At 46.4% G+C, this 26,777-nt stretch carries 25 protein-coding genes; 16 read left to right on the top strand and 9 right to left on the bottom strand.

Going from position 1 to position 26,777, the window contains the following annotated elements:
• Positions 1-97 precede the first annotated feature (97 nt).
• The 14 genes from trmJ to L5L94_RS19995 all read left to right on the top strand — a co-directional run bounded on the left by trmJ (position 98) and on the right by L5L94_RS19995 (position 10,594).
• Complete coding sequence (trmJ, locus tag L5L94_RS20060; protein ID WP_028759816.1) at positions 98-826, top strand: tRNA (cytosine(32)/uridine(32)-2'-O)-methyltransferase TrmJ; 729 nt, start codon at positions 98-100, stop codon at positions 824-826.
• Between the two features lie 40 nt (positions 827-866).
• Positions 867-1,688 carry a serine O-acetyltransferase gene (gene cysE / locus L5L94_RS20055; protein WP_028759817.1) on the top strand — a complete coding sequence of 274 codons (822 nt, stop codon included), beginning with the start codon at positions 867-869 and terminating at the stop codon, positions 1,686-1,688.
• A 378-nt stretch (positions 1,689-2,066) separates the two neighbouring features.
• Positions 2,067-2,528, top strand: coding sequence for a Fe-S cluster assembly transcriptional regulator IscR (gene iscR, locus L5L94_RS20050; protein ID WP_006081858.1), 462 nt, complete (start codon positions 2,067-2,069; stop codon positions 2,526-2,528).
• 80 nt (positions 2,529-2,608) lie between these two features.
• Entirely contained in the window at positions 2,609-3,823 is a 1,215-nt protein-coding gene (locus L5L94_RS20045; RefSeq protein ID WP_028759818.1) for an IscS subfamily cysteine desulfurase, read from the top strand.
• A gap of 37 nt (positions 3,824-3,860) precedes the next feature.
• Positions 3,861-4,244 carry a Fe-S cluster assembly scaffold IscU gene (iscU, locus tag L5L94_RS20040; RefSeq protein WP_006081856.1) on the top strand — a complete coding sequence of 128 codons (384 nt, stop codon included), beginning with the start codon at positions 3,861-3,863 and terminating at the stop codon, positions 4,242-4,244.
• Positions 4,245-4,258: 14 nt separating this feature from the next.
• Positions 4,259-4,582, top strand: coding sequence for an iron-sulfur cluster assembly protein IscA (iscA, locus tag L5L94_RS20035; protein WP_006081855.1), 324 nt, complete (start codon positions 4,259-4,261; stop codon positions 4,580-4,582).
• A 16-nt stretch (positions 4,583-4,598) separates the two neighbouring features.
• On the top strand, positions 4,599-5,123 hold the full coding sequence (gene hscB / locus L5L94_RS20030) for a co-chaperone HscB (protein ID WP_263164781.1): 525 nt from the start codon (positions 4,599-4,601) through the stop codon (positions 5,121-5,123).
• A gap of 67 nt (positions 5,124-5,190) precedes the next feature.
• Complete coding sequence (hscA, locus tag L5L94_RS20025) at positions 5,191-7,053, top strand: Fe-S protein assembly chaperone HscA (RefSeq protein ID WP_263164779.1); 1,863 nt, start codon at positions 5,191-5,193, stop codon at positions 7,051-7,053.
• A gap of 8 nt (positions 7,054-7,061) precedes the next feature.
• Positions 7,062-7,400: an ISC system 2Fe-2S type ferredoxin gene (fdx, locus tag L5L94_RS20020; RefSeq protein WP_006081852.1), complete on the top strand. Its 339-nt coding sequence runs from the start codon at positions 7,062-7,064 to the stop codon at positions 7,398-7,400.
• A gap of 157 nt (positions 7,401-7,557) precedes the next feature.
• A complete protein-coding gene (gene rimK / locus L5L94_RS20015) occupies positions 7,558-8,463 on the top strand; it encodes a 30S ribosomal protein S6--L-glutamate ligase (RefSeq protein ID WP_006081851.1) in 906 nt (301 codons plus the stop codon).
• 113 nt (positions 8,464-8,576) lie between these two features.
• Entirely contained in the window at positions 8,577-8,774 is a 198-nt protein-coding gene (gene iscX / locus L5L94_RS20010) for a Fe-S cluster assembly protein IscX (RefSeq protein WP_028759821.1), read from the top strand.
• 217 nt (positions 8,775-8,991) lie between these two features.
• On the top strand, positions 8,992-9,159 hold the full coding sequence (locus L5L94_RS20005) for a hypothetical protein (RefSeq protein WP_263164777.1): 168 nt from the start codon (positions 8,992-8,994) through the stop codon (positions 9,157-9,159).
• Between the two features lie 197 nt (positions 9,160-9,356).
• Positions 9,357-9,788 (top strand): nucleoside-diphosphate kinase, encoded by a 432-nt coding sequence (ndk, locus tag L5L94_RS20000; protein ID WP_011789197.1) that lies wholly within the window; start codon positions 9,357-9,359, stop codon positions 9,786-9,788.
• Positions 9,789-10,150: 362 nt separating this feature from the next.
• Positions 10,151-10,594 carry an Hsp20 family protein gene (locus tag L5L94_RS19995; RefSeq protein ID WP_028759822.1) on the top strand — a complete coding sequence of 148 codons (444 nt, stop codon included), beginning with the start codon at positions 10,151-10,153 and terminating at the stop codon, positions 10,592-10,594.
• 101 nt (positions 10,595-10,695) lie between these two features.
• Here L5L94_RS19995 and ilvN read toward each other — a convergent pair whose 3' ends face one another.
• The 3 genes from ilvN to L5L94_RS19980 all read right to left on the bottom strand — a co-directional run bounded on the left by ilvN (position 10,696) and on the right by L5L94_RS19980 (position 14,665).
• On the bottom strand, positions 10,696-11,190 hold the full coding sequence (gene ilvN / locus L5L94_RS19990) for an acetolactate synthase small subunit (RefSeq protein WP_028759823.1): 495 nt from the start codon (positions 11,188-11,190) through the stop codon (positions 10,696-10,698).
• Positions 11,190-12,908, bottom strand: coding sequence for an acetolactate synthase 3 large subunit (locus L5L94_RS19985; protein ID WP_263164776.1), 1,719 nt, complete (start codon positions 12,906-12,908; stop codon positions 11,190-11,192). The genes ilvN and L5L94_RS19985 overlap by 1 nt, the downstream gene beginning before the upstream one ends.
• Before the next feature lie 533 nt (positions 12,909-13,441).
• Entirely contained in the window at positions 13,442-14,665 is a 1,224-nt protein-coding gene (locus tag L5L94_RS19980; RefSeq protein WP_263164775.1) for a multidrug effflux MFS transporter, read from the bottom strand.
• Positions 14,666-15,095: 430 nt separating this feature from the next.
• Here L5L94_RS19980 and L5L94_RS19975 point away from each other — a divergent pair, with 430 nt between their 5' ends.
• On the top strand, positions 15,096-16,970 hold the full coding sequence (locus L5L94_RS19975) for a choice-of-anchor I family protein (RefSeq protein WP_263164773.1): 1,875 nt from the start codon (positions 15,096-15,098) through the stop codon (positions 16,968-16,970).
• Between the two features lie 115 nt (positions 16,971-17,085).
• Here L5L94_RS19975 and L5L94_RS19970 read toward each other — a convergent pair whose 3' ends face one another.
• Entirely contained in the window at positions 17,086-18,477 is a 1,392-nt protein-coding gene (locus tag L5L94_RS19970) for an SLC13 family permease (protein ID WP_263164771.1), read from the bottom strand.
• Between the two features lie 80 nt (positions 18,478-18,557).
• Here L5L94_RS19970 and L5L94_RS19965 point away from each other — a divergent pair, with 80 nt between their 5' ends.
• Entirely contained in the window at positions 18,558-19,376 is an 819-nt protein-coding gene (locus L5L94_RS19965; protein WP_263164769.1) for an AraC family transcriptional regulator, read from the top strand.
• A gap of 121 nt (positions 19,377-19,497) precedes the next feature.
• Here L5L94_RS19965 and L5L94_RS19960 read toward each other — a convergent pair whose 3' ends face one another.
• From L5L94_RS19960 to L5L94_RS19940, 5 genes are all read right to left on the bottom strand, one after another.
• Positions 19,498-22,035, bottom strand: a complete 2,538-nt coding sequence (locus L5L94_RS19960) for a glycoside hydrolase family 15 protein (protein WP_263164768.1) — start codon at positions 22,033-22,035, stop codon at positions 19,498-19,500.
• A gap of 148 nt (positions 22,036-22,183) precedes the next feature.
• A complete protein-coding gene (locus L5L94_RS19955; protein ID WP_263148120.1) occupies positions 22,184-23,845 on the bottom strand; it encodes an MFS transporter in 1,662 nt (553 codons plus the stop codon).
• Positions 23,846-24,731: 886 nt separating this feature from the next.
• Entirely contained in the window at positions 24,732-25,142 is a 411-nt protein-coding gene (locus tag L5L94_RS19950) for a hypothetical protein (RefSeq protein WP_263164766.1), read from the bottom strand.
• A gap of 501 nt (positions 25,143-25,643) precedes the next feature.
• Entirely contained in the window at positions 25,644-26,462 is an 819-nt protein-coding gene (locus tag L5L94_RS19945; protein ID WP_263164764.1) for an immunity 49 family protein, read from the bottom strand.
• A 2-nt stretch (positions 26,463-26,464) separates the two neighbouring features.
• Entirely contained in the window at positions 26,465-26,734 is a 270-nt protein-coding gene (locus tag L5L94_RS19940) for a hypothetical protein (RefSeq protein WP_263164762.1), read from the bottom strand.
• Positions 26,735-26,777: the final 43 nt, after the last annotated feature.

Below are 26,777 nucleotides of genomic sequence, written 5' to 3'. Positions count from 1 at the left end.
TGATAGTTATATCAAATACCGATTTTCATATAAGCATTCGGCAATGGCTGTGATAATATTCGTCCCCAACGTTTTATGAATTAAATTAAGTTGTTTCATGCTAAGTAATATTCGAGTGGTTTTAGTGGGGACTTCGCACCCCGGCAATATTGGTTCTACTGCCAGAGCGATGAAGACTATGGGTCTGTCTACTCTGTATCTTGCAGAACCCCGGGTTGAGCCCGACGGTCATTCCATAGCATTAGCCGCGGGTGCATCGGATATTCTGAAACATCTTGTGAAAGTGGATTCACTTGCTGAAGCGATTGCCGATTGCAGTCTAGTGATTGCAACCAGCGCGCGCAGTCGCACCTTAGATTGGCCCATGTTAGAGCCAAGACAAGCTGGGGTGAAATTAGCGACCGAGGCACTTAAAGGCCCTGTTGCGATTGTGTTTGGCCGTGAAAACCATGGTTTAAGCAATGAAGAGCTGCAACAGTGCACTTATCATGTGGCTATCCCTGCAAATCCAGAGTATAGCTCGCTTAATCTGGCGCAAGCCGTACAAATCATTTGTTATGAAACCCGCGTTGCCCATCTTGCGCAAAAAGACGTTGCCGAAGAAGAGCTGACTGAGTATCCCTTGGCTGCCGATCAGGAACGTTTTTTCGCACACCTTGAAACAACACTGTTATCCACTGGATTTATCATCAAGAACCATCCTGGACAAGTGATGATGAAACTTCGCCGCTTGTTTAGTCGTGCACGGATTGAGAGTCAGGAAATGAATATCCTCAGGGGTATTTTGACGTCAATTGAGAAAGTGGCGGGTTCTAAAGAAAAATAGCCAAACCTTAATAATTAACACTAATCGCGAAGGATAAACAATGGGCGTGATAGCTAGGCTAAAAGAAGATATTGAATCTATATATCACCGTGATCCTGCGGCGCGTAGCGCGTTTGAGATCTTGGTTAACTATCCAGGCATGCATGCCATTTGGTTGCATCGGATAAGCCATAAGCTATGGAAGCGCGATTGGCGCTTAACGGCACGTTGTTTATCGACGTTTTCCCGTTGGTTGACAGGAGTTGAAATCCATCCTGGGGCAACCATAGGTCATCGATTTTTTATCGACCACGGTATGGGCGTTGTGATAGGTGAAACGGCTGAGATTGGTGATGATTGCACCCTTTATCACGGTGTCACGCTTGGTGGAACCACCTGGCAGGCGGGGAAACGTCACCCGACGTTAGCCAATAACGTGGTGGTGGGCGCAGGGGCAAAAATCCTCGGTCCTATTACCATGCACGATGGTGCGCGTGTGGGTTCGAATTCTGTTGTGGTGAAAGATGTGCCCAAAGATACCACGGTTGTGGGGATTCCTGGGCGCGTGGTGGCTACACCGTCACCGCAATCGAAAGAGAAAACTGAACGCCGCAGCGCGATGGCAAAAAAATATGGCTTCGATGCGTACGCGGTATCACCGGATAATCCCGATCCGGTGGCCAATGCAATAGGGCAGATGCTCGATCACATGCATTTGATGGACTCGAAAGTTCAAGAGTTGTGTCAAGCCATTCAAGGGCTGGGTGGCAATGTCTGTACTGAAAAACTGCCAGAGCTTGATATGGGCGAGTTTAATGATGCAGAAAAAGCGGCAGCGGAAAAACGCCATAGTGCATTAGATGAGTTTGATCCGAGCATCTAAGTTTCAAGAAATGGTTCAACGAAATGATTTAACTTAGCGGTCTAACTTGCTTAAGGGCTGACCCTTACAAGGGTCTCATTTAGCGTTTTACTTTAGCTTATCCTGTTGTAAAGGCGCATATTGCGATCAAACCTGAGTTTGATCGCGCCATAGTACCAAGATCACTTTTATCCTGCGTTTATATCGTGCTAGATGTCGATTAATTGGCGCTTTAGCATTGAATCTTAGGCTAGAAAAAGGTTAAATACCCCACCAAGATGAAAGGGTATTGGTTATGTGCACACTCATATATTTGAGTGTTTTAGTAGGTTTTAATACTTGACTGAATTACTCGGGTATGTTGAAATAATGCATACCTGTTCGGGAGCTATGGTAGTTATGAAACTTACATCAAAAGGTCGTTATGCAGTAACCGCTATGCTAGATGTGGCAATCCACTCAGCATCGGGACCAGTTCCCTTAGCGGATATCTCTGAAAGACAAGGGATTTCGCTTTCCTATCTGGAACAACTCTTCGCTAAGCTAAGAAAACACGGTTTAGTTGCCAGTGTACGTGGACCGGGCGGTGGTTATCGCTTAGGCCTAGAAGCCAATGATATTTCAGTCGGCATGGTTGTCCATGCTGTAGACGAGTCTGTCGATGCGACTCGTTGCCAAGGACTTGGCAACTGTCAGAGTGGAACTCGCTGCTTAACCCATTCACTTTGGGGCGATTTAAGCAAACAAATTTCCGATTTTTTAGATGGTATCAGTCTTGCCGGCTTGATGCAGAAGCGAGATGTGCAATTTATCTCACTTAAGCAAGACACTATGCAAAAGGAACAAAGAGTCAGTTTATAGCGGCACTTTGTTATATATAAAAATAATTTTTGTACGTTGTATGTAGCCTCTACCAGAGACTGCTCAGTACGGAGTGTGTTATGAAGCTTCCTATCTATTTAGATTATGCCGCCACCACGCCTGTTGATCCTAGAGTCGCGGAAAAGATGTTCCAATGCATGACAATGGACGGTATCTTTGGTAATCCGGCCTCACGTTCACACCGCTACGGCTGGCAAGCCGAAGAAGCGGTGGATATTGCTCGCAACCAAGTTGCCGAGTTAATTAACGCCGATCACCGCGAAATTGTGTTTACCTCTGGCGCGACGGAATCGAACAACTTAGCGATAAAAGGTGTTGCTCATTTCTATCACAAGAAAGGCAAGCACATCATCACCAGTAAGACTGAACATAAAGCGGTTCTCGATACTTGTCGCCAATTAGAGCGTGAAGGTTTCGAAGTGACTTATTTAGAGCCTGCTGCAAACGGCATCATTCCGATGGAACGTTTAGAAGCGGCAATGCGTGACGACACTATCCTTGTCAGCATCATGCACGTGAACAACGAAATCGGTGTTATCCACGATATCGATGCAATCGGTGAACTATGCCGTTCAAAAGGCATCATTTTCCACATGGATGCGGCGCAAAGTGCAGGCAAAGTACCTATCGATGTGCAAGCCACTAAAGTGGATTTGATCTCGATTTCTGGCCACAAAATGTATGGCCCTAAAGGTATCGGCGCACTATATGTTCGTCGTAAGCCACGCATTCGCCTAGAAGCGCAAATGCACGGTGGTGGTCATGAGCGTGGTATGCGTAGCGGTACGTTACCAACGCATCAAATCGTAGGTTTAGGTGAAGCTGCTGCAATCGCAAAAGCGGAAATGGCCTCTGATGACGCTCGTATCGGTGCATTACGTGACAAATTATGGAATGGCATCAAGCACATTGAAGAAACCTATATCAATGGTGATGCGATTGACCGTGTTAGCGGTAGCCTCAACGTCAGCTTCAACTATGTTGAAGGCGAGTCGTTAATGATGGCACTGAAAGATTTAGCGGTTTCATCGGGTTCGGCTTGTACCTCAGCCAGCCTAGAGCCTAGCTACGTATTACGTGCGCTTGGCTTAAACGATGAAATGGCACATAGCTCGATTCGTTTCTCAATCGGCCGTTTCACAACCGAAGAAGAAATCGATCACGCTATCGAAGTTATTACTCAATCTATTGATAAATTAAGAGAAATGTCTCCTTTGTGGGAAATGTTTAAAGATGGGATCGACCTGAACCAAGTTCAGTGGGCACATCATTAATTCTGACCTTTACAATAGATAATTTTGGAGCAGTACCATGGCTTACAGTGAAAAAGTGATAGATCATTATGAGAATCCACGTAACGTTGGTTCTTTTGATAAAAACGATCCTTCGGTCGTGACCGGTATGGTAGGCGCACCTGCTTGCGGTGACGTGATGAAACTTCAGTTGAAAATTGGTGCTGATGGCATCATTCAAGACGCTAAGTTCAAAACCTACGGTTGTGGTAGCGCGATTGCGTCTAGCTCACTGGTAACTGAGTGGGTTAAAGGCAAGACTATCGAACAAGCTGCGGCGATCAAAAACACGGATATCGCTGAAGAATTGGCATTGCCACCAGTGAAGATCCACTGTTCAATTTTGGCTGAAGATGCCATTAAAGCTGCTATCGACGAGTACAAATCGAAACAAGCTAAGTAACATCTGGAGTTAAGATGGCGATTACAATGACCCCAGCGGCAGCCGATCGTGTCAGATCTTTCTTAGTCAACCGAGGCAAAGGTGTAGGCCTGCGTCTCGGCTTAAGAACATCAGGCTGTTCTGGTATGGCTTATGTACTTGAGTTCGTTGATTCTTTAAATGATGACGATGAAGTGTTTGATATCGAAGATGTGAAAATCATCATAGATGCCAAGAGCCTTATCTATCTTCAAGGGATCGAGCTGGATTTTGTTAAAGAAGGGCTGAATGAAGGCTTCCAATTTAATAATCCTAACGCAAAAGGTGAGTGTGGTTGTGGTGAGAGTTTCACTGTTTAACCGCTAAAGTTGACGCATGAATTATTTCGAGCTGTTTAAATTTTCCCCTGCCTTCGATATTGATACCGCCTTACTTGCAGAACGCTATCGCGAACTGCAACGGGCGGTTCATCCCGATAAATTTGCCAATGATACTGATCAGCAAAAATTGCTGTCGGTGCAGCGCACGGCGCAAGTCAATGATGGTTTTCAAACCTTAAAAGATCCCATTCGCCGCGCTGAGCATATGTTGTCGCTGCGTGGAATTGAATTAAGCCATGAAACCACGACAGTGAAAGATACCGGCTTCTTGATGCAGCAAATGGAATGGCGCGAGGCGTTGGAAGATATACGCGATAGTGCCGATCCTCAAGCGAGTATTGACGAGCTATATCAATCGTTTGCAGAGTACCGCGCGCAACTCACTCAGCAATTGACTCAACTGTTAACCAGTGAGCAGGCTGAAGATGCATTGTTAGCGGCAGATCAAGTTCGCAAACTCAAATTTATGGCAAAATTACACGACGAGTTGACCAGAGTCGAAGACGCTCTGTTAGATTGATTTTCCGTGTTTATGTTACTTTGCTGACTCAAGTACGCTTGAGTTGGCATTACTAAGTTGGATATATATGGCCCTTTTGCAGATAGCTGAGCCCGGTCAAAGTGCCGCGCCGCACCAACATAGACTTGCCGTTGGCATCGATTTAGGTACGACCAATTCTTTGGTGGCGGCCGTTCGAAGTGGAGAGACGGCAACCCTGCCGGACGAACTTGGACAGCATTCATTACCTTCTATCGTGCGTTATACCCAAGATTCAGTCGAAGTCGGCGCACTTGCGGCGTTGAGTTCGGCGCAGGATCCGCAAAACACGATCGTTTCGGTAAAGCGTTTTATGGGCCGCAGCCTAGCGGATATTCAAGCTGGCGAGCAATCATTACCCTACGAGTTTGCCGAAAGCGAAAACGGTTTACCTTTATTTGTGACTCCCCAAGGCCAAGTGAATCCCGTGCAAGTATCTGCGGAGATTTTACGTCCGCTGATCGCCCGCGCTGAAAAAACCTTAGGCGGCGAACTGCAAGGCGTGGTGATCACTGTGCCTGCGTATTTCGATGATGCCCAGCGCCAAGGCACAAAAGATGCCGCAGCTTTGCTGGGTGTTAAAGTGCTACGTTTGTTGAATGAACCGACTGCTGCTGCGATTGCCTATGGTTTAGATTCTAAGCAAGAGGGCGTGATTGCCATCTATGATTTAGGCGGCGGTACTTTCGATATTTCTATTTTGCGTTTGAATCGCGGTGTATTCGAAGTGCTTGCTACTGGTGGCGATTCAGCGCTTGGCGGTGATGATTTCGATCACTTACTGCAAGCACATATGCAGCAAGTGTGGCAGCTTAGTGACATCGACTCACAATTAAGCCGTCAGTTGTTGATTGAATCGCGTCGAGTTAAAGAAGCCTTAACGGATGCTGCAGAAACTGAAGCAAAAGTGATCCTTGCCGATGGTACTGAACTGACGCAAATCGTTACTAAAGCTGAATTTGATGCCATGATTGCGGCATTAGTGAAAAAGACGATTGCCAGCTGTCGTCGTACCCTGCGTGATGCGGGTGTGACGACGGATGAAGTGCTTGAAACTGTGATGGTTGGCGGTTCAACGCGCGTGCCATTAGTACGTGAACAGGTCGAAGCTTTCTTCGGTAAACCACCCCTGACGTCTATCGATCCCGATCGTGTTGTCGCCATTGGTGCGGCCATTCAAGCCGACATTTTAGTGGGTAACAAACCCGAATCGGATTTGTTATTGCTCGATGTGATCCCTTTGTCATTAGGCATAGAGACTATGGGTGGCTTAGTTGAAAAAGTGGTATCGCGTAATACCACGATTCCGGTTGCACGGGCGCAGGAATTTACCACGTTTAAAGATGGTCAAACGGCCATGGCATTCCATGTGGTGCAGGGTGAGCGTGAGCTCGTTGCCGATTGCCGCTCACTGGCGCGTTTTACCTTAAAGGGTATTCCGCCGTTAGCCGCTGGCGCTGCGCACATTCGGGTGACCTTTCAAGTGGATGCCGATGGTTTACTTAGCGTGACGGCGATGGAGAAGTCCACCGGCGTGCAGTCTAGTATTCAAGTTAAGCCGTCTTTTGGTTTATCGGATACTGAAATTGCCACTATGCTGAAAGATTCGATGAAGTATGCCAAAGACGATATCGGTCGTCGTATGCTGGCTGAGCAGCAAGTGGAGGCGGCGAGGGTACTCGAGTCTTTACATGCCGCGTTAGCGAAGGATGGTGATTTGCTGAATGCCGATGAGCGTGCTCAGATCGATGCTACTATGGCCAATGTGGCGCAAGTGGCTACGGGCGATGATGCCGATGCGATTAAACTCGCGATTGAAAAACTGGATGAGCAAACCCAAGATTTTGCTGCCAGACGTATGGACAATTCTATTCGAGTGGCATTCAAAGGCCAGTCGATCGACAACATATAGGTGATGTAATGCCCCAATTAGTCTTTCTTCCCCATGCCGAGTTGTGCCCTGATGGCGCTGTGCTTGAGGCGAATGTTGGTGAGACCATTCTCGATGTTGCGCTGCGTAATGGCATCAATATCGAGCATGCCTGTGAAAAGTCCTGTGCTTGCACGACGTGTCACTGTATCGTGCGTGAAGGCTTTAATGATCTTGAGCCAAGTGATGAGCTAGAAGATGACATGTTAGATAAAGCTTGGGGACTCGAGCCCGAAAGCCGTCTATCTTGTCAGGCTAAAGTGGTCGACACTGACATGGTGATTGAGATCCCTAAATACACGGTTAACATGGTTAGCGAAGGCAATTAATATTGCTTCGATAATGATTAAAACCAGTCCACGTGACTGGTTTTTTGCTTTTGGCGTTGAGCATTTGTACAACTAATCTTGTCTATGCCTCTAGTTGTTTGATTTATCCTTGCGCAGGCGTATTATGCGCTCAAAATTAATGGTTGCCGGAGACCAAATGAGAATAGCGATTTTATCGCAAGGGCCAGAGTTATATTCAACGAAGCGACTCGTTGAAGCGGCTCAATTACGTGGTCATGAAGTACACGTAATCAATCCCCTTGAATGTTATATGAATATCAATATGCGGCAATCGAGTATCCACATTGGCGGGCGAGAGTTACCTGCATTTGATGCCGTGATCCCCCGTATTGGGGCGTCGATTACCTTTTATGGTTCGGCGGTGTTGCGCCAATTTGAGATGATGGGCGTCTATGCCTTAAATGATTCAGTTGGAATTTCCCGCTCACGGGACAAATTGCGTTCTATGCAGTTGATGTCACGCCGCGGTATTGGTTTGCCTATTACCGGTTTTGCCAATAAACCGAGTGATATTCCAGACTTAATTGATATGGTGGGTGGCGCGCCTCTGGTGATTAAATTACTCGAAGGCACCCAAGGCATTGGCGTGGTATTAGCCGAGACCCGCAAAGCGGCTGAGAGCGTGATTGAAGCCTTTATGGGCCTTAAAGCCAACATCATGGTGCAGGAATATATTAAAGAAGCTAATGGCGCAGATATTCGCTGCTTTGTGCTCGGCGATAAAGTGATTGCCGCCATGAAACGTCAAGCTATGCCCGGTGAGTTTCGCTCTAATTTGCACCGTGGTGGCACGGCGAGTTTAGTCAAACTAACTCCTGAAGAGCGCTCTGTAGCTATTCGTGCGGCGAAGACGATGGGATTAAATGTGGCAGGGGTTGATTTGTTACGCTCAAACCATGGCCCTGTGATCATGGAAGTGAACTCTTCACCAGGGCTTGAGGGGATTGAAGGCGCCACCACGAAAGATGTGGCGGGTGCTATTATTGATTTTGTTGAAAAAAATGCGATTAAAGTAAAAAAGGTGACGCAAGCACAGGGTTAGCCCCCTTGGTGTCGAGTATTGACTACGGAATATCAACACTTGATTCACCTCCTTATGGGTAACGGCGTTAAGCACTAGCTTACCCATTCAAGCGAACCGAATAGGGGAAAACGATGACATTAACTTGGATAGATTCGTTAGATATTGCGTTGGAATTACTCGAAGCACACCCAGAGGTGAATCCCACTCAGCTGCATTTCACCCAACTGTATGAGTGGGTGTTAGCTTTGAATGATTTTGCAGATGATCCTAAGCATTGCAATGAAAAAATACTGGAAGCAATTCAGCAGTGTTGGATTGATGAAAAGTAGTGAGCACAGTTGTGGTACGGCTTTTTATGTGAGGCATCTTGTCCTTCAGAAGATTAACTAAGGTGATTTACCTCACGTATTTGCAGTGGCGCAGAGAATATTTCGCGAGAGTTTGATCACAGTCAAGTTCATTTTCAGTGGATATCGTAATTTGTTGTATATTGGTTAAGGCATTTATATGGCTTAACTTTATTATCGCAACTGCAAGGATGTTCACATGAAACTTTTGCTTGTATTGTTATGTATGCTTGTCCCTTCAATGGCTTGGGCTCATCCAGGTCATGGCGGTGTCGGTTTATTCCATCACTTGTTAGATCTTACACCCGCAGTCATTTTAGTCGCTTTGATTGCATGGGCTGGTATTTGGGCAAAAAATAGAAAATAATCCCATTTTTTAATGAGTTAATGAACCCTGCTAAGGATTTATCCTCCTAGCGGGGTATTTTGTGTGATCAAACTGATTACGAATAAAGCGAATGTGCGCAATATCTCAGACTAATTTGCTATAAAGATAGGATTTAGCTTTTAAATTTCGTATAATCCGCGCGAATTTTTTAAACTTGCTGACAAAGGAAGCTAGTTATGGCGATCGAACGCACATTTTCTATTATCAAGCCAGATGCTGTTGCAAAAAACCACATCGGTGCTATCTACAATCGTTTTGAAACTGCTGGTCTTAAGATCGTTGCAGCTAAAATGTTACACCTGACCAAAGAACAAGCTGAAGGTTTCTATGCAGAGCATAGCGAGCGCGGTTTCTTCGGTGCTCTGGTTGCATTTATGACTTCTGGTCCTATCATGGTCCAAGTATTAGAAGGCGAAAACGCTGTTTTAGCTCACCGTGAAATTTTAGGTGCAACTAATCCAGCTCAAGCAGCTCCTGGTACTATCCGTGCTGATTTCGCAGAAAGCATTGACGAAAACGCGGCTCACGGTTCAGATGCTGTTGAATCTGCTGCTCGTGAAATTGCTTACTTCTTCAGCGCTGAAGAATTGTGTCCACGCACTCGTTAATTCGATGCTAAGACTGAAAAAGGAGCCTAGGCTCCTTTTTTATTGGCTGCAATTTAGTGAATATAGATTTCCATATTGCAATGACGCTAATCCCTTTATACAAATCATACGTCAATTCAAAGTGTTAAAACTTAATAAAATTTTGTTTTTATTAGTCTTTTTAAATTTTGCACATTTTTTTAATTTTCTTGCTTGAAATTTTCTCTCCCGTCCTTATATCTATTTCAGGATCGCTCGATGAGGATCCTAGTGTGAATTCTGTGCCGTAAGGACAGAAGATTTAACTCGGCAGACTCTACAAGCGTTTTCATCGTGAAAACCGTCCGCCAATTCTCCATATTGCTTGAGACAAGGATATGAATATGCGTAATTATGATCTAGCTCCCCTGTACCGTAGTGCCATTGGTTTTGACCGTTTAGCTCAGCTGGCAGAACATGCCGCCGCTAATAATGGTAATACTGGCTATCCCCCATATAACATTGAATTATTAGGCGAAAATCGCTATCGCATTACTATGGCCGTGGCCGGATTCTCAATGAATGAACTTGAGATCAGCAGTGAAGGTGAGAAATTACTGGTGAAAGGCAACAAAGCTGAAAGCCAAACCGAGCGTAAATACTTGTACCAAGGCATAGCGGAACGCGGTTTTGAGCGCACTTTCCAACTGGCAGACTATGTCACTGTGCTCGGCGCAAGTTTAGAAAATGGCTTACTCAATATTGATTTAGTGCGTGAAATCCCTGAAGCATTGAAACCACGCAAAATCGAGATCACTTCATCGCGCTTGCTAGACAGCCAGTCATAATTGACACTGCGGTAACCACCTAAAAACAAGGGGAGCATAATGCTCCCCTTGATGTTTTTGTGTTTACGCAAAAAAATGTCCACGAGATTTCCGTGAGAAAGTTACGCTTTCATGGCCTTTTCGCCGCGAGCCAAACCCACCACGCCGGAGCGAGAGACTTCGACCAATTTAGTCACTTCACCTAGCGCATGGATAAACGCATCGAGTTTCTCTGATGTGCCGACCATTTGGATGGTATATAAATTGGCGGTGACATCGACAATTTGGCCGCGGAAAATGTCCGCCATCCGTTTAACTTCTTCCCTAAACTCGCCTTGGGCGCGGACCTTAATAAGGGCTAATTCGCGTTCAATATAAGCAGACTCGGTAATATTCGAAACTTTTAACACATCGATGAGTTTATGTAGCTGCTTCTCTATCTGCTCTAACACCATTTCATCGGCAACGACCGTAATGTTAAGCCGCGACAGTGTGATATCGTCCGTTGGCGCCACCGTTAAACTTTCAATGTTATAACCGCGCTGTGAAAACAAACCGACCACACGAGACAAGGCGCCGGATTGGTTTTCTAATAATACAGATATAATTCGACGCATTAGCATTTCTCCGTCTTGGTCAGCCACATTTCATTCATCGCACCACCACGGATCAACATGGGGTACACGTGCTCAGTTTCATCCACCATGATGTCGATAAAGACCAGCCTGTCTTTCATCGCTAGTGCTTCTGCCATTTTTGACTCAAGTTCGGCGGGATCGCTGATAGTCATACCTACATGGCCATAGGCCTCGGCAATTTTGGCAAAATTAGGTACTGAATCCATATAGGAATGTGAGTGACGGCCAGAGTAAATCATGTCCTGCCATTGTTTAACCATGCCAAGGAAACGATTGTTTAAGTTGATAATTTTAACCGGCGTATCATATTGCAGCGCGGTCGAAAGCTCTTGAATGTTCATCTGGATTGAACCATCACCCGTGACACAGACAACCGTGGCATCAGGCATCGCCATTTTAACCCCCATCGCGGCGGGTAGGCCAAACCCCATGGTGCCTAGACCCCCTGAGTTGATCCAGCGGCGCGGCTTATCGAACGGATAGTACAAGGCGGCAAACATCTGGTGCTGGCCAACATCAGAGGCGACATAGGCATCGCCATTGGTTAGCTTATACAAGGTTTCAATCACTTGCTGTGGTTTGATGCGACCACTGTTTTTGTCATAGGCCAGACAATCGCGGCTGCGCCATTGCTCAATATCATTCCACCAAGTGGCGATGGCATCGTTGTCATTGTGCTCGTTCGATTCATCTAACAGTGTCAACATGCTGTCTAAAATACTGTCGGCCGACCCTACGATGGGAATGTCGACGTGGATAGTTTTTGAAATAGACGAGGGATCGATATCTATGTGCAAAATGGTCGCGTTCGGGCAATATTTTTCCACATTATTCGTGGTTCTATCGTCGAAGCGCACACCAATACCGAAGATCAAATCGCAGTTATGCATAGTCATGTTGGCTTCGTAGCGACCGTGCATCCCTAGCATGCCTAGGCTGTTTTTGTGGGTACTTGGAAAAGCCCCGAGTCCCATGAGTGTGCTGACGACGGGAATATTTAATCTCTCAGCTAATTGTAAAATTTGCTTATCACAACCTGAGATAATGGCGCCGCCACCGACATAGAGCACAGGCTTTTTAGCCGCTAATAGTGCCTGTAGTCCACGACGGATCTGTCCTTTATGCCCCGAGGTTGTCGGGTTGTATGAGCGCATTTTCACGCTTTCGGGATAAATATATTCGTGCAGCAGCGCTGGGTTTAAGCAATCTTTTGGCAGGTCGACGACCACAGGCCCAGGACGGCCGGTAGAGGCAATATAAAAGGCTTTTTTTATCGTTTCAGGGATTTGAGTGGGATCTTTAACTAAAAAGCTGTGTTTGACCACAGGACGAGAGATACCGATCATATCGCATTCTTGGAAAGCATCATTACCGATAAGGTTGCTCGGTACTTGACCCGATAATACTACGAGGGGAATAGAGTCCATGTAGGCGGTGGCAATACCGGTAATCGCGTTGGTGGCACCGGGTCCTGAGGTGACTAATACCACGCCCACTTTACCCGTTGCACGGGCGTAGCCATCGGCCATGTGCACGGCAGCTTGTTCGTGGCGAACGAGTATGTGTTCAATACCTGGGATAACGTGCAGGGCATCGTAGATATCTAAAACTGAACCGCCAGGATAGCCAAAAATGTGTTTTACGCCTTCATCAATCAAAGAACGCACTATCATGCTGGCGCCGGATAACATCTCCATGTGGAACTCCTATTGCATAGTACCGTTACGGTAAACAGTATTTTGTTACAGCGACGGTAATCGCTCTAAAAATTAAGCCTGAAGGGTAATTCAGGCTCCGTAATGCTGAACTGACTTCGTAGAAGACAAGTGATTCATCCTTAGGATGCAGCAACTGTTGCAATGAACAGAATTTCATCATATTCAAAAAAAACAACATTTCAAGCCTTTTATGTAAAAAATAACCAACTTGAAACAATTTCACGTTTGAATGGCTGGAGAACTTGCTGGAATCGCCAAGTAATCTAGGCTGATTTATGGACTTATCTTATATTTTTCAGATTGTTAGATGCTTAAAAAGCAAAAACGGCACTAAAAGTGCCGTTTTGGTGTGGGACGTTAGATAAGCAGATACTTAACTATTGCGATTAAATATTACTTATTTGCTATATTTAGTGAAAGCCAATGCGCTGTTTTCACGCGATCAAACATGTGTTGTAGATGAGGCATTGGCATCCATGATTTCTTAAAAATAGACCCTTAAAAATAAATCCTTAAACCGTCGGCTGCGTTTGATGTTTTGGACGATTGAATTGGCAAATACCGACTAACACAATAGAGCCTAACATAAGGGCGGAGAAGGGCACTGCTGTGCCATCATAGAACACCGCTAATAATGGCCCCGCTAACGCGCCACAGCCAAATCTTAAGGTGCCAATAACCGCCGTTGCCGTTCCGGTTTCTTGTTTGAACTTCATCAGCACTATCGCATCGGCGTTGACCGACATCACCCCTAGGCTGCCCATCAAAGGAATAAGCATGATCACGGTAAAATGATAGCTCATATCCAGTAGGTTGACCGTTAATAAACCAGCCCCCGCAATAGCGCCAAAAAAGGTCGATACGTGCAACATACGCAGCGAACCATAGCGGCCGACAATGCGAGTATTAATGATATTGGCCAACATCAAGGCGCCAACGTTGGTGCTAAACAAGATGGCAAAATAGGATTTATCTAAGGCAAAGACTTCCATATAAACGAAGGGTGATGCGGTGAGATAACAGAAAAACGCAAAAGACGTTAACACGCCGCTGGCAATGTTCAACTTAACGCCAGGTCGGGAAAATACGGTCGCATAGGCACCAAGAAATGATTTTTGGCTGCGGGTATCCATATCTTTATCGCTGGGCATTTTTAGCGCAAACAGCACGAGTAATAACAGGGTCGCGGCATAGGCAGATTGAATGAAGAAGATTAAATGCCAATCACCGAGTTCTAAGATAACGCTGCCAATACTAGGGGCCAATAATGGCGCTAACATCATGATTAAACTCACGTAAGACATACCTTTGGCGGTATTGTCGCCATAGACTTCTTTGATGTATCCCGGTACCACCACAGTCGCTGCTGCGCCGATAAAAGCCTGCAAAAAGCGTAGCCCAAGAAAGACTTCGACTTGACCAGCAAACCCAATCAGTAAACTGGTTAGCATAAAGCCACTCAGCCCCATTATCACCATAGGGCGACGGCCAATGCGGTCAGCTAAGGGACCGAAACACAACATGCCCAGTGCATAACCTGCTAAGTAGATACTCAGGGACTGTTGCACTGTTGTGATATCGGTATGAAAACTAAGGGCCAATGTCGACATCGCAGGTAAGTACATGTCGATGGCCAATGGTGTGATCGCGACAATCGCCGCTAGCATGGGAATAAGCAGTGCTAAATTCGGTATACGTCTACCGTTATGGGCAGAAGGTTGTGATTGTGGGTCCACTGTTACCTCGGGTGGCGAAAGAATTGAAAGCGTATTTCTCAGGGTTATGCGGCGTGGTTTAAATTGTACTAGGACAATTCACTCTAATCCGTCCATTTTTAGCCAGCATCTTGCGCTAATTGGCAGTGTTTGGGGAAAAGTGAATTGTGCTTCGATCAATTTTCACGGTAAGGCATTAAGCAATAGCATAGTAAAGCGCTAGGACAAATAAACCAATCTTTGCGATGATTTCTTTACCGTATTTTACCGATTAAATTGTAACTAAGTAGCAAGTCTCGATAATCGAGGCATAACCTTGGCGGCTCGAGCCGTTATCCTCCAATATGCTTCATTTAAAAGTGTTAGTTGTCATCTAGGTGTCTTTTATGCTGACTAATTTAGTGGGCTTTAGCTTCACCCTACTAAAAATAAAATATTCAGGAATGACACGATGAAAACACAACGACTCCCGCTTGCAGCCGCCATTATGGCGAGCTTATTGCTCGGTGCTTGCAGCGGTGATGATGGCGCAGCAGGTGATAAAGGCGACAACGGCTTAAATTCACTGGTTAAAGTGACCGCATTAACTATCGGTGATGCAAATTGTCCCGCCAGTGGTCAGCGTATCGATACCGGATTAGATGCCAACCATAATGGAAAATTGGATGACAATGAAATTGCAGTCGCGCAAACCCAATATGTTTGCCAGCAACAAACTGCAAGCTTAAAGGCTGAGTTAATTGGTCGTCATCAGACTGGCGTTTATGGCTTAAGTGCTGCCGAAATCGTTGAATATCACAGTGCATCTAACCGTATTTTTGTGGTCAATGCGATTAGCGGCAAAGTCGATATTATCGATGGCAGCTTATTAGCGACTGCATTAAACGCCACAGATCCTTTAGCATTGAATAATCTCGAAAAATTAGCAGAACTCGATGTTGCTAAGGATGTGGGTCAAACCTTTATGGGTAGCGTGAACAGCGTGAGTATTTCAGGCAACTTGTTAGCGGCTGCCATTGAGCGTGGTGACGCTGCAGGCAATAAAACCCAAGCCAATGGTTTTGTGGCTTTTTATCAGCTTAATGGCACAGATGCTCCGCAGTTTATCAGCGCCGTCGAAGTCGGTGCTTTACCCGATAATGTAGTGTTCACCCACGACGGTAAAACTTTACTCGTGGCCAATGAAGGCGAACCTAATCCTGCTTATACCTTAGATCCTGAAGGCAGTGTTGCGTTGATTGCTATTACGGAGGGTAAGCCGGCAGCAAGCGCAACCATCATAGATTTTAATGAGTTTAATCAAGGTAGTGTACGTGCAAGTGAAATCACCGCGGACATTAAAATTAATGGCCCAATGGCGAGTGTTGCGCAGGATTTAGAACCTGAATATATCGCTATTAGCCAAGATAACCGCCGTGCATTTGTCAGTTTGCAAGAGAACAATGCCATTGCCGTGATTGATATCGCCAATGCTAAAGTGGCCAAGATTTTACCGCTAGGCCTCAAGGATTACGGGCTTGAGGTGAATAAAATTGATGCAAGTGACAAAGATAATCTTGTGAACCTGCAAAGCTACACTGGGGTGTACGGCATGTATCAACCCGATACCATAGCGAGTTACCGTTGGAATAACACTGATTTTATTGTGACTGCGAATGAAGGTGACTCCCGTGACTATGTGGCTTTTTCGGAAGAAGCCCGCGCAGGGGATTTAGTGCTCGACCCGAATCACCCACAATTTGCCGCCGCAAAAGATAAAACCCAATTAGCGCGTCTTAAGGTAACGAAGAGCATGGGGGATGATGATAAGGATGGCGACTACGACAAAGTCGTGAGCTTTGGTGCTCGTTCATTCTCGATTTGGAATACTGATGGTCAGCAAGTGTTTGACAGTGGCAGTGATTTTGAACGTATTACCGCCGTACTACTGGGGGATAAGTTCAACAATAACAACGAAGAAAATAAAGGTGATAGTCGCAGCGATGACAAGGGGCCAGAGCCAGAAGCTTTAGCCCTAGGCCAAATTGGTCAACGACTATATGCCTTTGTTGGTTTAGAACGTACCTCTGGCTTTATGATCTATGACGTGACTAATTCTTTTGATGTGCATTTTGTCGACTATGTTGTGAACCGTGATTTTGAAGCTGACTTCGTTGTCGATACCGCTACAGGTGCAGTCAAAGGTGATGCAACATTGGCGGGTGATTTGGGACCAGAAGGGATGAAATTTGTCAGTGCCGATAAAAGCCCTAACGGTAATCCTTTGTTAATAATAGGCAATGAAGTTAGTGGCACCACGAGTGTTTACCAACTCAAGATCAAGTAATTGAATTTTACTCAGTCACCTGAGCATCGCGCTTTGGACGTGGGCCTTGTGAGTTCTTGATATAACCGCTCTAAAATCCACCATTGGCGGCATGAATACCGCCAATGGTGAGGGTTTAGGCTATCCAACCGAGCCATAGCCACCACAGATAATCCAGTGGAATAAGTGCAACTAGAGTTATTGCCGCTAGAGGTAAGGTGATGCGAAGTAGTTTAGTTAATGGCTCTTGGGATAATTGCATCGCCAAAATCAAAGGAGCCACCTGATAAGGAAAAATCACGGTTGAAAACCCGATCACCTGCGTCATTAATACCGCAGGGGTGGAGAAGCCAGTTGCATTGGCAAAGTCTGCTGCCATGGGGGATAACACAGTCGGCACGCCTGGAACCGTTGCCACTAATCCTGTTAGCGTCGCGATTAACGATAACGACATAAAATTCAGGAACGATGCCCCTTGCTGCAATGGTAACCATTCACTGAACAGTTGACCTAGCGCAGTGCCGAGCCCGGAATGATTGACCAATGCTCCCAGACCTAAGGCCGCCGCGACAAAAATGACGGTCGACAAATCCACTGAACTATTAAAACTCTTAGGCTCAAGTACTCCCCATTTGGGGAGCAATAACAAGATAGCCGTTGTTAATCCTACCCAAGCGGGATTGATGCCGTGCAGCGAGTCAGTCACCCAAAAGAGCAAAGTTATCGCCAGTAACAGTGCAACTTTCTTTTGCATACCAAGGTTATAAGCTTCTTTTTCAATAACGCGTTCAGGCTGATTTTTATCAATTTTTGCAGGAAATAGGAAGATAACTAGCGCCACAATCAATATCGATTTGAGTAAACCAAGGATTGGAAAATGCAATAAGAGATACTCGGTATAACCAAAATGGATATTGAATAGATTCTCACTGGAACCTGCCAATATCATGTTGGGAATATTCGCGGGCAACACGGCAAAACTGGGCATGTTGCACGCCAGTGCCAAGGCGGTCGCAATGCCTATCCGTCCATGGCTACCACGAGCAAAACCGACTTGCTCAGCTAACGCCATACCAATTGGCACCATGACTACAGCACGGCCAACGGATGAGGGCATCACAAAGCCAAGCAGCACGGCACTAAAGACCAAACCCGCAATCAAGCGTGGATAACTTGAGGTCAGTATGGGGGCAATCAAACTGGCCATTCTGCGACTTAAGCCAGACTGAGTGATGGCACTGCCGATCACAAACCCCGAAATGATTAACCACACCGCAGTTGAGCCGAATCCGGAGAAAAGTATACTCGGCTCAATGAGTTTAAAAATGGTGGCAAGGGCAAAAAAGATTAACCCCGCCATAAAGGGCGGGAAGAAACCTGTGCTCCAAAACATCAAGGTCACTAACACTACGCCTGCGCTGTAGGAAAACACCGCGGGATGCTGACTTAGCGGAAAAAGCGCAAGTAAAGTAGCGATCAACAGTGCACTGAAAAACGCTAGCTGTTTAACGCCAATAAAACGTTTCATGTTTACCGACCTATTGGGTTGAATACGTAAAAGATGCCTACTAAGATAGCTGACTTAGTTTGACGTTTTAAGAGGGTAATATGTCAAAATATGTTCTTAAAGCGACATTGTTAACACCCAGTGATGCGGCGTTTATCATAGATGCCAATCGGCCCGTACTGACCCATACTCGCAATATGGCGGCGGAAGCGGGTATCGAGCCTCACTCGCACCCGCGGGGTCAGCTACTTTGGGCCGCCAAAGGTTTGTTACGTGTTCGCAGTGAAAATGCCGTCTGGGTGGTACCCTCAACCCATGCCGTTTGGATCCCTTGCAATTTGCCCCATCAAGTGAACAGTGAAACCCACGCACATACTCGCAATATTTATATTGACCCTAGCTATGGCGTTAGGCCACAGGATACGCAAGTGGTGATGGTGACTATGACAGCGCTGATGCGCGAATTAGTGCTTAAACTTTGTGAAAGTTCACATCTTATGGACAGTGGACAACTGCATCGGCTGGGTTTGGTTGCCATCGATGAGCTCCAAACTCTGGACAGTCTGGATGCCCATTTACCCGCAGGCTCAGATCCAAGACTCAGCCGCTTGATCCAAACGCTGATCCGACGTCCAAAAGTGAGTTACTCACTGACCGAGTTAGCCGAAATGGGCGGCGCGAGTGTGAGAACGATTGAGCGACTATTCAAAGCTGAAACTGGGCTTACTTATCGACAATGGCGACAAAGATTTCGTTTGTTAAATTCGCTTGAGAGCTTAAACCAAGGGGAGAGCACGACTATGGTGGCCCATAGTTTAGGTTATTTGAGTGTCAGCAGTTTCAGTGCCGCCTTTAAAATGCAATTTGGTTGCACGCCGCAAGATTACCCGCAGCATAAGCCTATGAAAAGCGCGAGCTAAATCAGGCATGATAAAACCGTCTATAAAAAAGCTAGAACAATATCTAGGATGCTGTTCTAGCCTGCAATTTATCAAAGTATCGTTAAGCTAATGCGCTATTTTAATCGGCTATTTCAACTTGTCATTTCAATGCCGCTGGGACGATAGGGTAATAATCCCAGACTTGGCCATCGGTCATTGAGCGCACCAGTTTGATGTATTCGGCATGGGTCCAGGCAAGCGGTGTGGCAGAGTTGGTGCCTTGTCCGAGTTGGTAATGATAACGGGTGGTGTCGCCGACACCGTCCCACGCTTGCTCGGGTAACATCATGCCCGCATTCGCAAAGGTTTCCATGCCTTGCACATAGGTGTTGATCAACAGCTGCTTGGTTTGCTTGGCATTATTGCCAGTTAGCTCGCCTTTTGCTTGGGCGAGTGCTAATTCAAAATGACCGCGCTCGCCGGTGAAGAAGGGCCAGATTCGGCCGCGTTGATCGGCGCTGTTGCTGCCCGATTCCGCATAGTTCTTGCCAGAAACCGTATCCTCACCGTAGCCGTCGTTGCCATAACGTCTAAAGCCTGGGATAGTGCTGCCATCTTTGGCGGTAAACTCGTATTTTATGCGTAGGTTGTGCTCAAGCTCTGTATTATCAATCAGTTGAAGGCTTTGATTGATGAGCTTGTCGGTTGCACCGCGCACGCCATAACGCACTAGTTCTAAAAATCCGCCATCTAGGATCTGACGTTGATCTAAACCTTGCTTACCGTTATTTGCCGCCAGTGTATCGCTAGTGTTTGGCTCGCCATTCGGGCTTAAACGTAAATAGTAAGGCGCGCTGACATCTGCGCTGTTTTTCAATAGCCCTTGGGTGGTGACTAAGTGTTTTTCTAAACTATTACTTAAGTCTTTGGCGGCGGTAAGATAACGGCTGCTGGAGTCGATATCCTTGGCTTCTTTGGCGATGTCACTCGCGGCAACAAGACCGGCAATCACTGCGGCCGTTGTCGAGGGGGAGTAACCCGCTTGTTCTTCCCAACGCTCTTGCTGAGTTTTGGGTGGGGTGATTTGAGTGTGATTCCAATCCAGATTGACGTCACCGCCGCTGATCAAAAAGTCCGCTGCACCTTTGAGCATCTCTTGATACCAGTGACTGATCTCATCAGGGGTGAGTACGCCCGCTTGCCAGAGTTTCCAGCCGAGCATGATAGGCATGGCGGTTTGATCGAGCTGTACACCGACCCATTCAATTTGGCCATCCACATGGGTCTTTTGCAGGAACCAACCTGGCGTACCTGTATAGCCGGGCGTCTTTTCGGTCACTTGCACTTTTTTCAGGTATTCGAAGGCCACTTTGGGCGTTTGCGTGTCACCCATGGCGAGGAATGCCATGGCGCATTGGTAAAAGTCGCGCGGCCATACTGCTTTATAGCCAGTGCTCGGCACGGCTGCCGAAACCGTATCGCCCCAAGGGTTTGAAAGCGAAGCGATCAGTGCGCCCGCATAGGTTTTATCTTCCTGCGCTTTCAAGACCATAGCGCTGGTATACAGCAGCTTGCCGTTATCTGTGGTGTTGTTAGCCATGTTAGCGATGGCGGGCAGTGAGCTTAGGTAACCCTGCCAGCCTGCATTGTAATGGCTGAGCACAGCATCATAACCTGCGGCCAAGCTGGCATCGGCATTGGCTAAACTCTGTGCTTCATCTTTACCAAAACCGATGGCGAGATTAAAGGTGACGGGTTTGGCTTTGATGAGCGTAGGGTAACTCGCGGTAAAGGCGATATTGCCAACGGTCGATTTATCTTGCGCACTGGTCGTTTGATAGGGCGTATCGAGTTTGCCGTTATCGGCCAAATCGGCTAGGCCATCGGAGACGCCGACAAAGCCAGTCGTAGCCTGCACAAAATTCAGATCGGATTTTACCGTCATTACGCTACTGTCTTTGGCGGCGGTATAGGCCACCAGCGACTGATTCTTTGTATGAGTGTCGATGCGGCCGATATCATTGGCGCCCGCGTTATCGATATGCGGATTGACATACAAATGCGGTGTAATGCCGTCTTCAAAGGCAGTAAAGGTGACACGCATCATCAAAGTGTCGCGGTCTGGATCGGTAAAGATATGCTTTTCAATCTGATACTTACCTTCAACATCTTTATTGATAATTTTATAGGCAAGGGATTGTGGGCGACCGTTAGCATCTGTATCTAAATATTCTATGCTGCTGATGGTGTTCTCTTTTTCGGTATCGACAAAGCCATTACCTGTGACCACAAATTGCAGTTCTTTGAGCTGCGCATTATGGATAAGACCATACATGGTTTCGGTTAAAATACCTTGGGCGAGGGAGAACCAAACGCGGCTAATGGGATTTTGCTTAGCATCTTGATATTGACCTTGGGTATAAGGCTCGTAAGACGTCCCAATACCAGTTTTACCCGAAAATGCCCAAGTCGGCGCTTTACCCGGTGCGCCGGGCGCAACCCGCTGCACATTTGGCGCGGCATTCACACTTGTGGCAGTTGTTGCTGAATTCGATGTGGGTGAACAGGCCGCTAACCCTATTATCCCTAATAGGCTTGCGGCGACGGCAAGCGCTAGGCGGCTGTGTCTTGTTAACGCTTGTGTGTGACGGTTTTGGCTGGTGTGCAGATCCTGCTGCGGCGTAGGACTCGATTCCATCTCGTTCTCCCCAAATAATGGTTTTATTTTTATAGTGATTGAATTGATAAAGATATTTTATGCTGCTGTGATTAGCCGAGTGACCGAATTCACCGCGCTTAACATGCATTTCTGCATGTCGCCTAATGTGTATCGTTGCTATAAAGAGTTAACTTTTATTTGTTAATTTGTCTGTGGCTTTCGTGATTAAGTGAGTCTTGCGGTTCATCGCTGTACTTTGATTATTTGGGTTATTTTGTTCGACAACGTCTTGGTCGACAAATAATACGGCAATACCTGCGCACATCATCAAGACGCCACCTGTGATCAGTGCATAAATAGGTTGACCATCGAACAGACCATTGAGCACTAAACCCAGCACACTGGCGGCAAGAAGCTGCGGGATGACGATGAAGAAGTTAAAAATCCCCATGTAAACGCCCATTTTTTGCGGGGGTAACATGCTCGACAACATGGCGTAGGGCACAGATAAAATTGACGCCCACGCGATACCGACACCTATCATAGGCAGCCATAACAGGCTTGGGTCTGTAATAAAAAAGAAACTAATCAAACCTATACCACCACAGAACATATTGACTGTGTGGGTCAGCTTGATGCCAATACGCTTAGCCAGCATAGGAATAAAAATCGCGGCAATGGCGGCAAAACCATTGTAGGAGGCGAACAGTACGCCGACCCAATCTGCGCCGTCGTTATAAGCTTGGGACAATACATCGCTGCTGCCAAAATGGTAAGACGTCACGGCGGCTGTGGTGTAAATCCACATGGCAAACAGTGCGAACCAAGAGAAAAACTGCACGATCGCCAGTTGATGCATGGCTTTGGGCATATGGAACAAGTCATCGACCACGCTAAATACCATGCCGAGCTTATTGCGTTCAGCGGGTTGTGAATTGCCCAAACGCAGCGCGCAATATAGTTGTAATGGGCCAAAGGCGAAAATCCCTAAGCTTAAGATATACAGTTGTTTATCTAAATCCTGCGCCCAAATAGCGAAGGTGAGCAGGGCGCCGAGACCCATCCACACGATGGAGGCAAATTGATAGTCCTTGCGGGTACGAGTGCGGGCTAAAGTTTCATCTTCAGCATCGACTTGTTTTGCGTTAAAGGCGGCTAATTCTTCAGGGGAATATTCTCTTGACGATACGACAGTCCAACTGACGGCGAGCAATAATACTGTGCCGCCAAAATAGAAGGCATAACGTACTGAATCGGCAATTTCACCTGCTGGTGCAGTATTCGCAACATCAAAAAAGTGAGTCAAAATATAGGGTAAGGCCGAAGCCACCACAGCGCCAATACCGATGAAAAAGCTTTGCATGGCATAGCCTTGAGTACGTTGGCTTTTCGGTAAATTGTCACCGACGAAGGCGCGAAACGGCTCCATGGCGATGTTGATCGAGGCATCCATGATCCATAACATGCCTGCGGCAATCCACAGGGTAGGCGAGTGCGGCATGATAAAAATGGCAAGGGTAGTAAAAATCGCGCCAATCAAAAAATAGGGGCGACGACGGCCAAGGCGACCCCAGGTGTTATCACTCAAATAACCAATAATAGGTTGAACCAATAAACCCGTTAGCGGCGCGGCAATCCACAGTATGGGGATTTCATCGATAGAAGCCCCCAAGGTTTGAAAAATGCGGCTGACGTTGGCATTTTGCAGGGCAAACCCAAATTGAATGCCTAAAAAACCGAAACACATATTAAAAATTTGCCAGAAACTCAACTCAGGTTGTTGCTTGAATGCATGCGGCAACTGAGGCGCTGCGGCTTGATGGGGATCTTGCTGGTAATTCGAAGACATTGAACTTCCTTTCTGTTGCTGGCAGTCGTTCTGCCTTGAGTGCTTATTGTTTTAATTGTTTTGCCTAGCAATGGATTGGCACTGTACTTTGCTTTTATGTGGTGAGCTATTTCATCACAGCCAAGAGCATACAATAAAAGCTAAGAGTCAGATTCATGGCTTATTCATGGTAGTTTCGCGCATGCCATGAATGAGTGTACTCTGTGAAAAAATAGCGAATATACTCCTCCCTCAGAAGTATATTCGCCGATAAATTCATTTCAAATTTGGGCTAACACCTTAATTCAAAGGGATTAGCCCAAGTGAGTGGCCTAAAGCCAGTCAGCAGAAAGAACTTAAGCCTGATAGCAATCCTTGTATGTAACCCTATCAGAAACGACCTCACAGATTTCAAACCCCACAAGCAGAGGGTGAAACGAGCGGATTTATAGTAGCCTCGGCGTAGATTTTTGCACAACTGCTTACATACGTATTCATCACGATGTGGCATCCTTTGAGTAACGCTAGATTAACTTCGGTTTCGCTGTAAATTGGGCGTGAAACTCTCGATAATATGCTTGAAGCTTGGTTTTAAAGAGATCATCTATGGTATTGATGTTCGACTTTTTTAGGTTTCGAGGAAGAAGAATGATGGTACTTAATGGGAGGTATGATGCTTGACGATAGGCGAAAGTTTAACATTTTTTATATCTATAAAGTTGAGCAGAATAAGTCTAAAAGCGTTGTCTGCCAGACAAAACCTTGTGGAATAAAAGGGCCAACAACCTAGTGTTTCATTCCCCGCCTAAATCGCTAAATTGCCAGTGGAATGAGTGTATGGCTAAAGTTGCTTCAGCACATCAAGAAGACCACCTTCGAGCAACAAGCGGTCTGAGATGTCTATCTCCTAGAAGTTCTTTTCGGTAAATTTGAGGTGAGGCCGGCTGAAGTTGATCAACACAAAGCCCTTATCTTGATCTGCGCCCACATGCATAGTGCGGCGGATCTTGAGGTTTTCACCGTCGACGTCTTCGTCGATGAAATAAGTGCCCGAGGGTAAACCGCCTTCGGCGGCAGATTTCCACAATTTATTCTCGATATTGTCGACCATCCAAGCCGCCCGTGGGAAGCCTGTTTGAAACACATCGAAGCCGGGTTCGTCGGCATCTTCCGGAAACATTGCTGGGCTTTTTTTAATGAAGTAAAAGTTGTTGGCGGAGGCCACTATGTATAAAATTTCATCCTTGAATAACAGATAGTCGAGCTTGGCGATGAGCTTATGGCCTGCGGGTAAGTTGTCTGTGTGTAATAACTGCATGGGGATTTCTTTATTCTTTTATTAATCAGCACCTTAATGGAATGGTCGGGATAAGGGTTACGGCGCCGAGAGTCTGCAGTTCGTCTATGGTGAGCGGATCGCGCTCGAAGGTGAAGGTCTCCACTACGCCGGAGTTTTGGCCTATGTCCTTGGCATAGCGGTTGTTCTTATCGACCTTAGTCAAGCCGTTGCCCGCGAACAGGGGATTGGCACCGAATTCTTCCTACATCACGTGCCTGGCAGGGCTCAATGTTCGCAGCTCGTGATCCTGGATGGTCTTGCTGGCATATTGGCCTACCGCATCTCTGTTGTGAAAATCTTTCCCGGTACCTGCATAACTGGCCATGAAACCGGCATAATCCTCGGAAAAGTCTGGGGTCAGGATCGCCGCCAGGATGCTGGCGGCTTCTTCTAGACTAGTTGGCTGTAACTTACCTCAGGCCCCTTGGCTTCGACCACTAGATATTCCAACACGGTGCCATTAGTGGCACGTAGCATGGCTTAAAGCGGTTGCTGCCAGACAAGCCCTTGTGGAATGAAAGGGTCAGCAACCTGGTGTTTCATCCCCGCCTGAATCGCTAAGTTGGTGAGCGCGAGGGCATATTCGGCAAAATGGCCACGAACTGAACCTTTCCACTCCCCATAACGGGCTTCATGGTGACAAATCTCCAACTGTTTTTGAATGCCAGTATCGAACACGCTTTGGTCGTTGATAATAATGCCCCATAAAGCCAAATGTAGGGTGTAGTAATTACTGCGACCGGTGACTTTTTTACTGGGTTTAGCAATATAGGCTTCCATGCTTTTTTGACAAAAACCAGCAGCTCTAAGCTTATCGCCGCTAAACCACGCATGTAATGCATGCACAAAGTCATCGGCAGTGCCAGGTTTACTATTGCGGGGGCGCCATTGGGCGGGAAATAACGCACAAGCTTGCTTCGCTATGGCTAAATCTCCTGCGGCCATGGCATAGTTGAAACAATCAACAACACTAATCGCTTGCCCTCCTTCAGCAATAGCATCACCGAGAAAATCTGGGTAGTCAGGGTCATAGGCCATTTGTAGCGGCTTTAGCTGATATTCTGCTGCGGTCTGAAAGGCTTCTTTGGCTAAGTCCCAATTGGTATGTAAAGCATAGGCCATGCCGAGGCCGGCATACTCCATCGCATTACCGCAATAGACAGTTTCAGCTTCTATCTCGTTTTTTTCGTAAAAACCAGCTTCATTAAGACCTTTAGCACGCTCAATAAGCTCTTGAAAAAATATAATATCCTGTTCTATTTCAGCCAGTGTCATTTGGGGGATTTTCTTTTCTGCCATGGTTATTTTTTCCCTGAAAAGGCGTTATTAATAATATCTTTTGCATCATTAAAATGGGGAATAGGCTCATCCAACACTTTGTCTATAAGGTTACCGTCTTTATCTTGACTAAAGGCGCGAACCTGACCGGTTTTGGTGTTGGTAAATACCGCCAGATGATTTTTCTTACCGGTAGCTAATCTAATATCATTCCAAAGTGCTTGCTCATCTTCGGTATATTCTCCACCTTGACGATTGGATGGCTGGTTGACTTTACCTTGCTTCTTTTTCATTTTTTCTGCGTAGGTGGGGGTTTGCGCCCATCCCCACGAAATT

Source organism: Shewanella sp. SM21 (genome assembly GCF_025654335.1).
Classification (GTDB): domain Bacteria; phylum Pseudomonadota; class Gammaproteobacteria; order Enterobacterales; family Shewanellaceae; genus Shewanella; species Shewanella oncorhynchi.
This window is presented reverse-complemented; position numbering and strand designations above follow the sequence as displayed.

Bases quoted from the DNA above. Each gene is read 5' to 3' on its own strand.
- trmJ (WP_028759816.1), top strand. From the start codon at position 98: ATGCTAAGTAATATTCGAGTGGTTTTAGTGGGGACTTCGCACCCCGGC.
- cysE (WP_028759817.1), top strand. From the start codon at position 867: ATGGGCGTGATAGCTAGGCTAAAAGAAGATATTGAATCTATATATCAC.
- iscR (WP_006081858.1), top strand. From the start codon at position 2,067: ATGAAACTTACATCAAAAGGTCGTTATGCAGTAACCGCTATGCTAGAT.
- L5L94_RS20045 (WP_028759818.1), top strand. From the start codon at position 2,609: ATGAAGCTTCCTATCTATTTAGATTATGCCGCCACCACGCCTGTTGAT.
- iscU (WP_006081856.1), top strand. From the start codon at position 3,861: ATGGCTTACAGTGAAAAAGTGATAGATCATTATGAGAATCCACGTAAC.
- iscA (WP_006081855.1), top strand. From the start codon at position 4,259: ATGGCGATTACAATGACCCCAGCGGCAGCCGATCGTGTCAGATCTTTC.
- hscB (WP_263164781.1), top strand. From the start codon at position 4,599: ATGAATTATTTCGAGCTGTTTAAATTTTCCCCTGCCTTCGATATTGAT.
- hscA (WP_263164779.1), top strand. From the start codon at position 5,191: ATGGCCCTTTTGCAGATAGCTGAGCCCGGTCAAAGTGCCGCGCCGCAC.
- fdx (WP_006081852.1), top strand. From the start codon at position 7,062: ATGCCCCAATTAGTCTTTCTTCCCCATGCCGAGTTGTGCCCTGATGGC.
- rimK (WP_006081851.1), top strand. From the start codon at position 7,558: ATGAGAATAGCGATTTTATCGCAAGGGCCAGAGTTATATTCAACGAAG.
- iscX (WP_028759821.1), top strand. From the start codon at position 8,577: ATGACATTAACTTGGATAGATTCGTTAGATATTGCGTTGGAATTACTC.
- L5L94_RS20005 (WP_263164777.1), top strand. From the start codon at position 8,992: ATGAAACTTTTGCTTGTATTGTTATGTATGCTTGTCCCTTCAATGGCT.
- ndk (WP_011789197.1), top strand. From the start codon at position 9,357: ATGGCGATCGAACGCACATTTTCTATTATCAAGCCAGATGCTGTTGCA.
- L5L94_RS19995 (WP_028759822.1), top strand. From the start codon at position 10,151: ATGCGTAATTATGATCTAGCTCCCCTGTACCGTAGTGCCATTGGTTTT.
- ilvN (WP_028759823.1), bottom strand. From the start codon at position 11,190: ATGCGTCGAATTATATCTGTATTATTAGAAAACCAATCCGGCGCCTTG.
- L5L94_RS19985 (WP_263164776.1), bottom strand. From the start codon at position 12,908: ATGGAGATGTTATCCGGCGCCAGCATGATAGTGCGTTCTTTGATTGAT.
- L5L94_RS19975 (WP_263164773.1), top strand. From the start codon at position 15,096: ATGAAAACACAACGACTCCCGCTTGCAGCCGCCATTATGGCGAGCTTA.
- L5L94_RS19970 (WP_263164771.1), bottom strand. From the start codon at position 18,477: ATGAAACGTTTTATTGGCGTTAAACAGCTAGCGTTTTTCAGTGCACTG.
- L5L94_RS19965 (WP_263164769.1), top strand. From the start codon at position 18,558: ATGTCAAAATATGTTCTTAAAGCGACATTGTTAACACCCAGTGATGCG.
- L5L94_RS19960 (WP_263164768.1), bottom strand. From the start codon at position 22,035: ATGGAATCGAGTCCTACGCCGCAGCAGGATCTGCACACCAGCCAAAAC.
- L5L94_RS19955 (WP_263148120.1), bottom strand. From the start codon at position 23,845: ATGTCTTCGAATTACCAGCAAGATCCCCATCAAGCCGCAGCGCCTCAG.
- L5L94_RS19950 (WP_263164766.1), bottom strand. From the start codon at position 25,142: ATGCAGTTATTACACACAGACAACTTACCCGCAGGCCATAAGCTCATC.
- L5L94_RS19945 (WP_263164764.1), bottom strand. From the start codon at position 26,462: ATGGCAGAAAAGAAAATCCCCCAAATGACACTGGCTGAAATAGAACAG.
- L5L94_RS19940 (WP_263164762.1), bottom strand. From the start codon at position 26,734: ATGAAAAAGAAGCAAGGTAAAGTCAACCAGCCATCCAATCGTCAAGGT.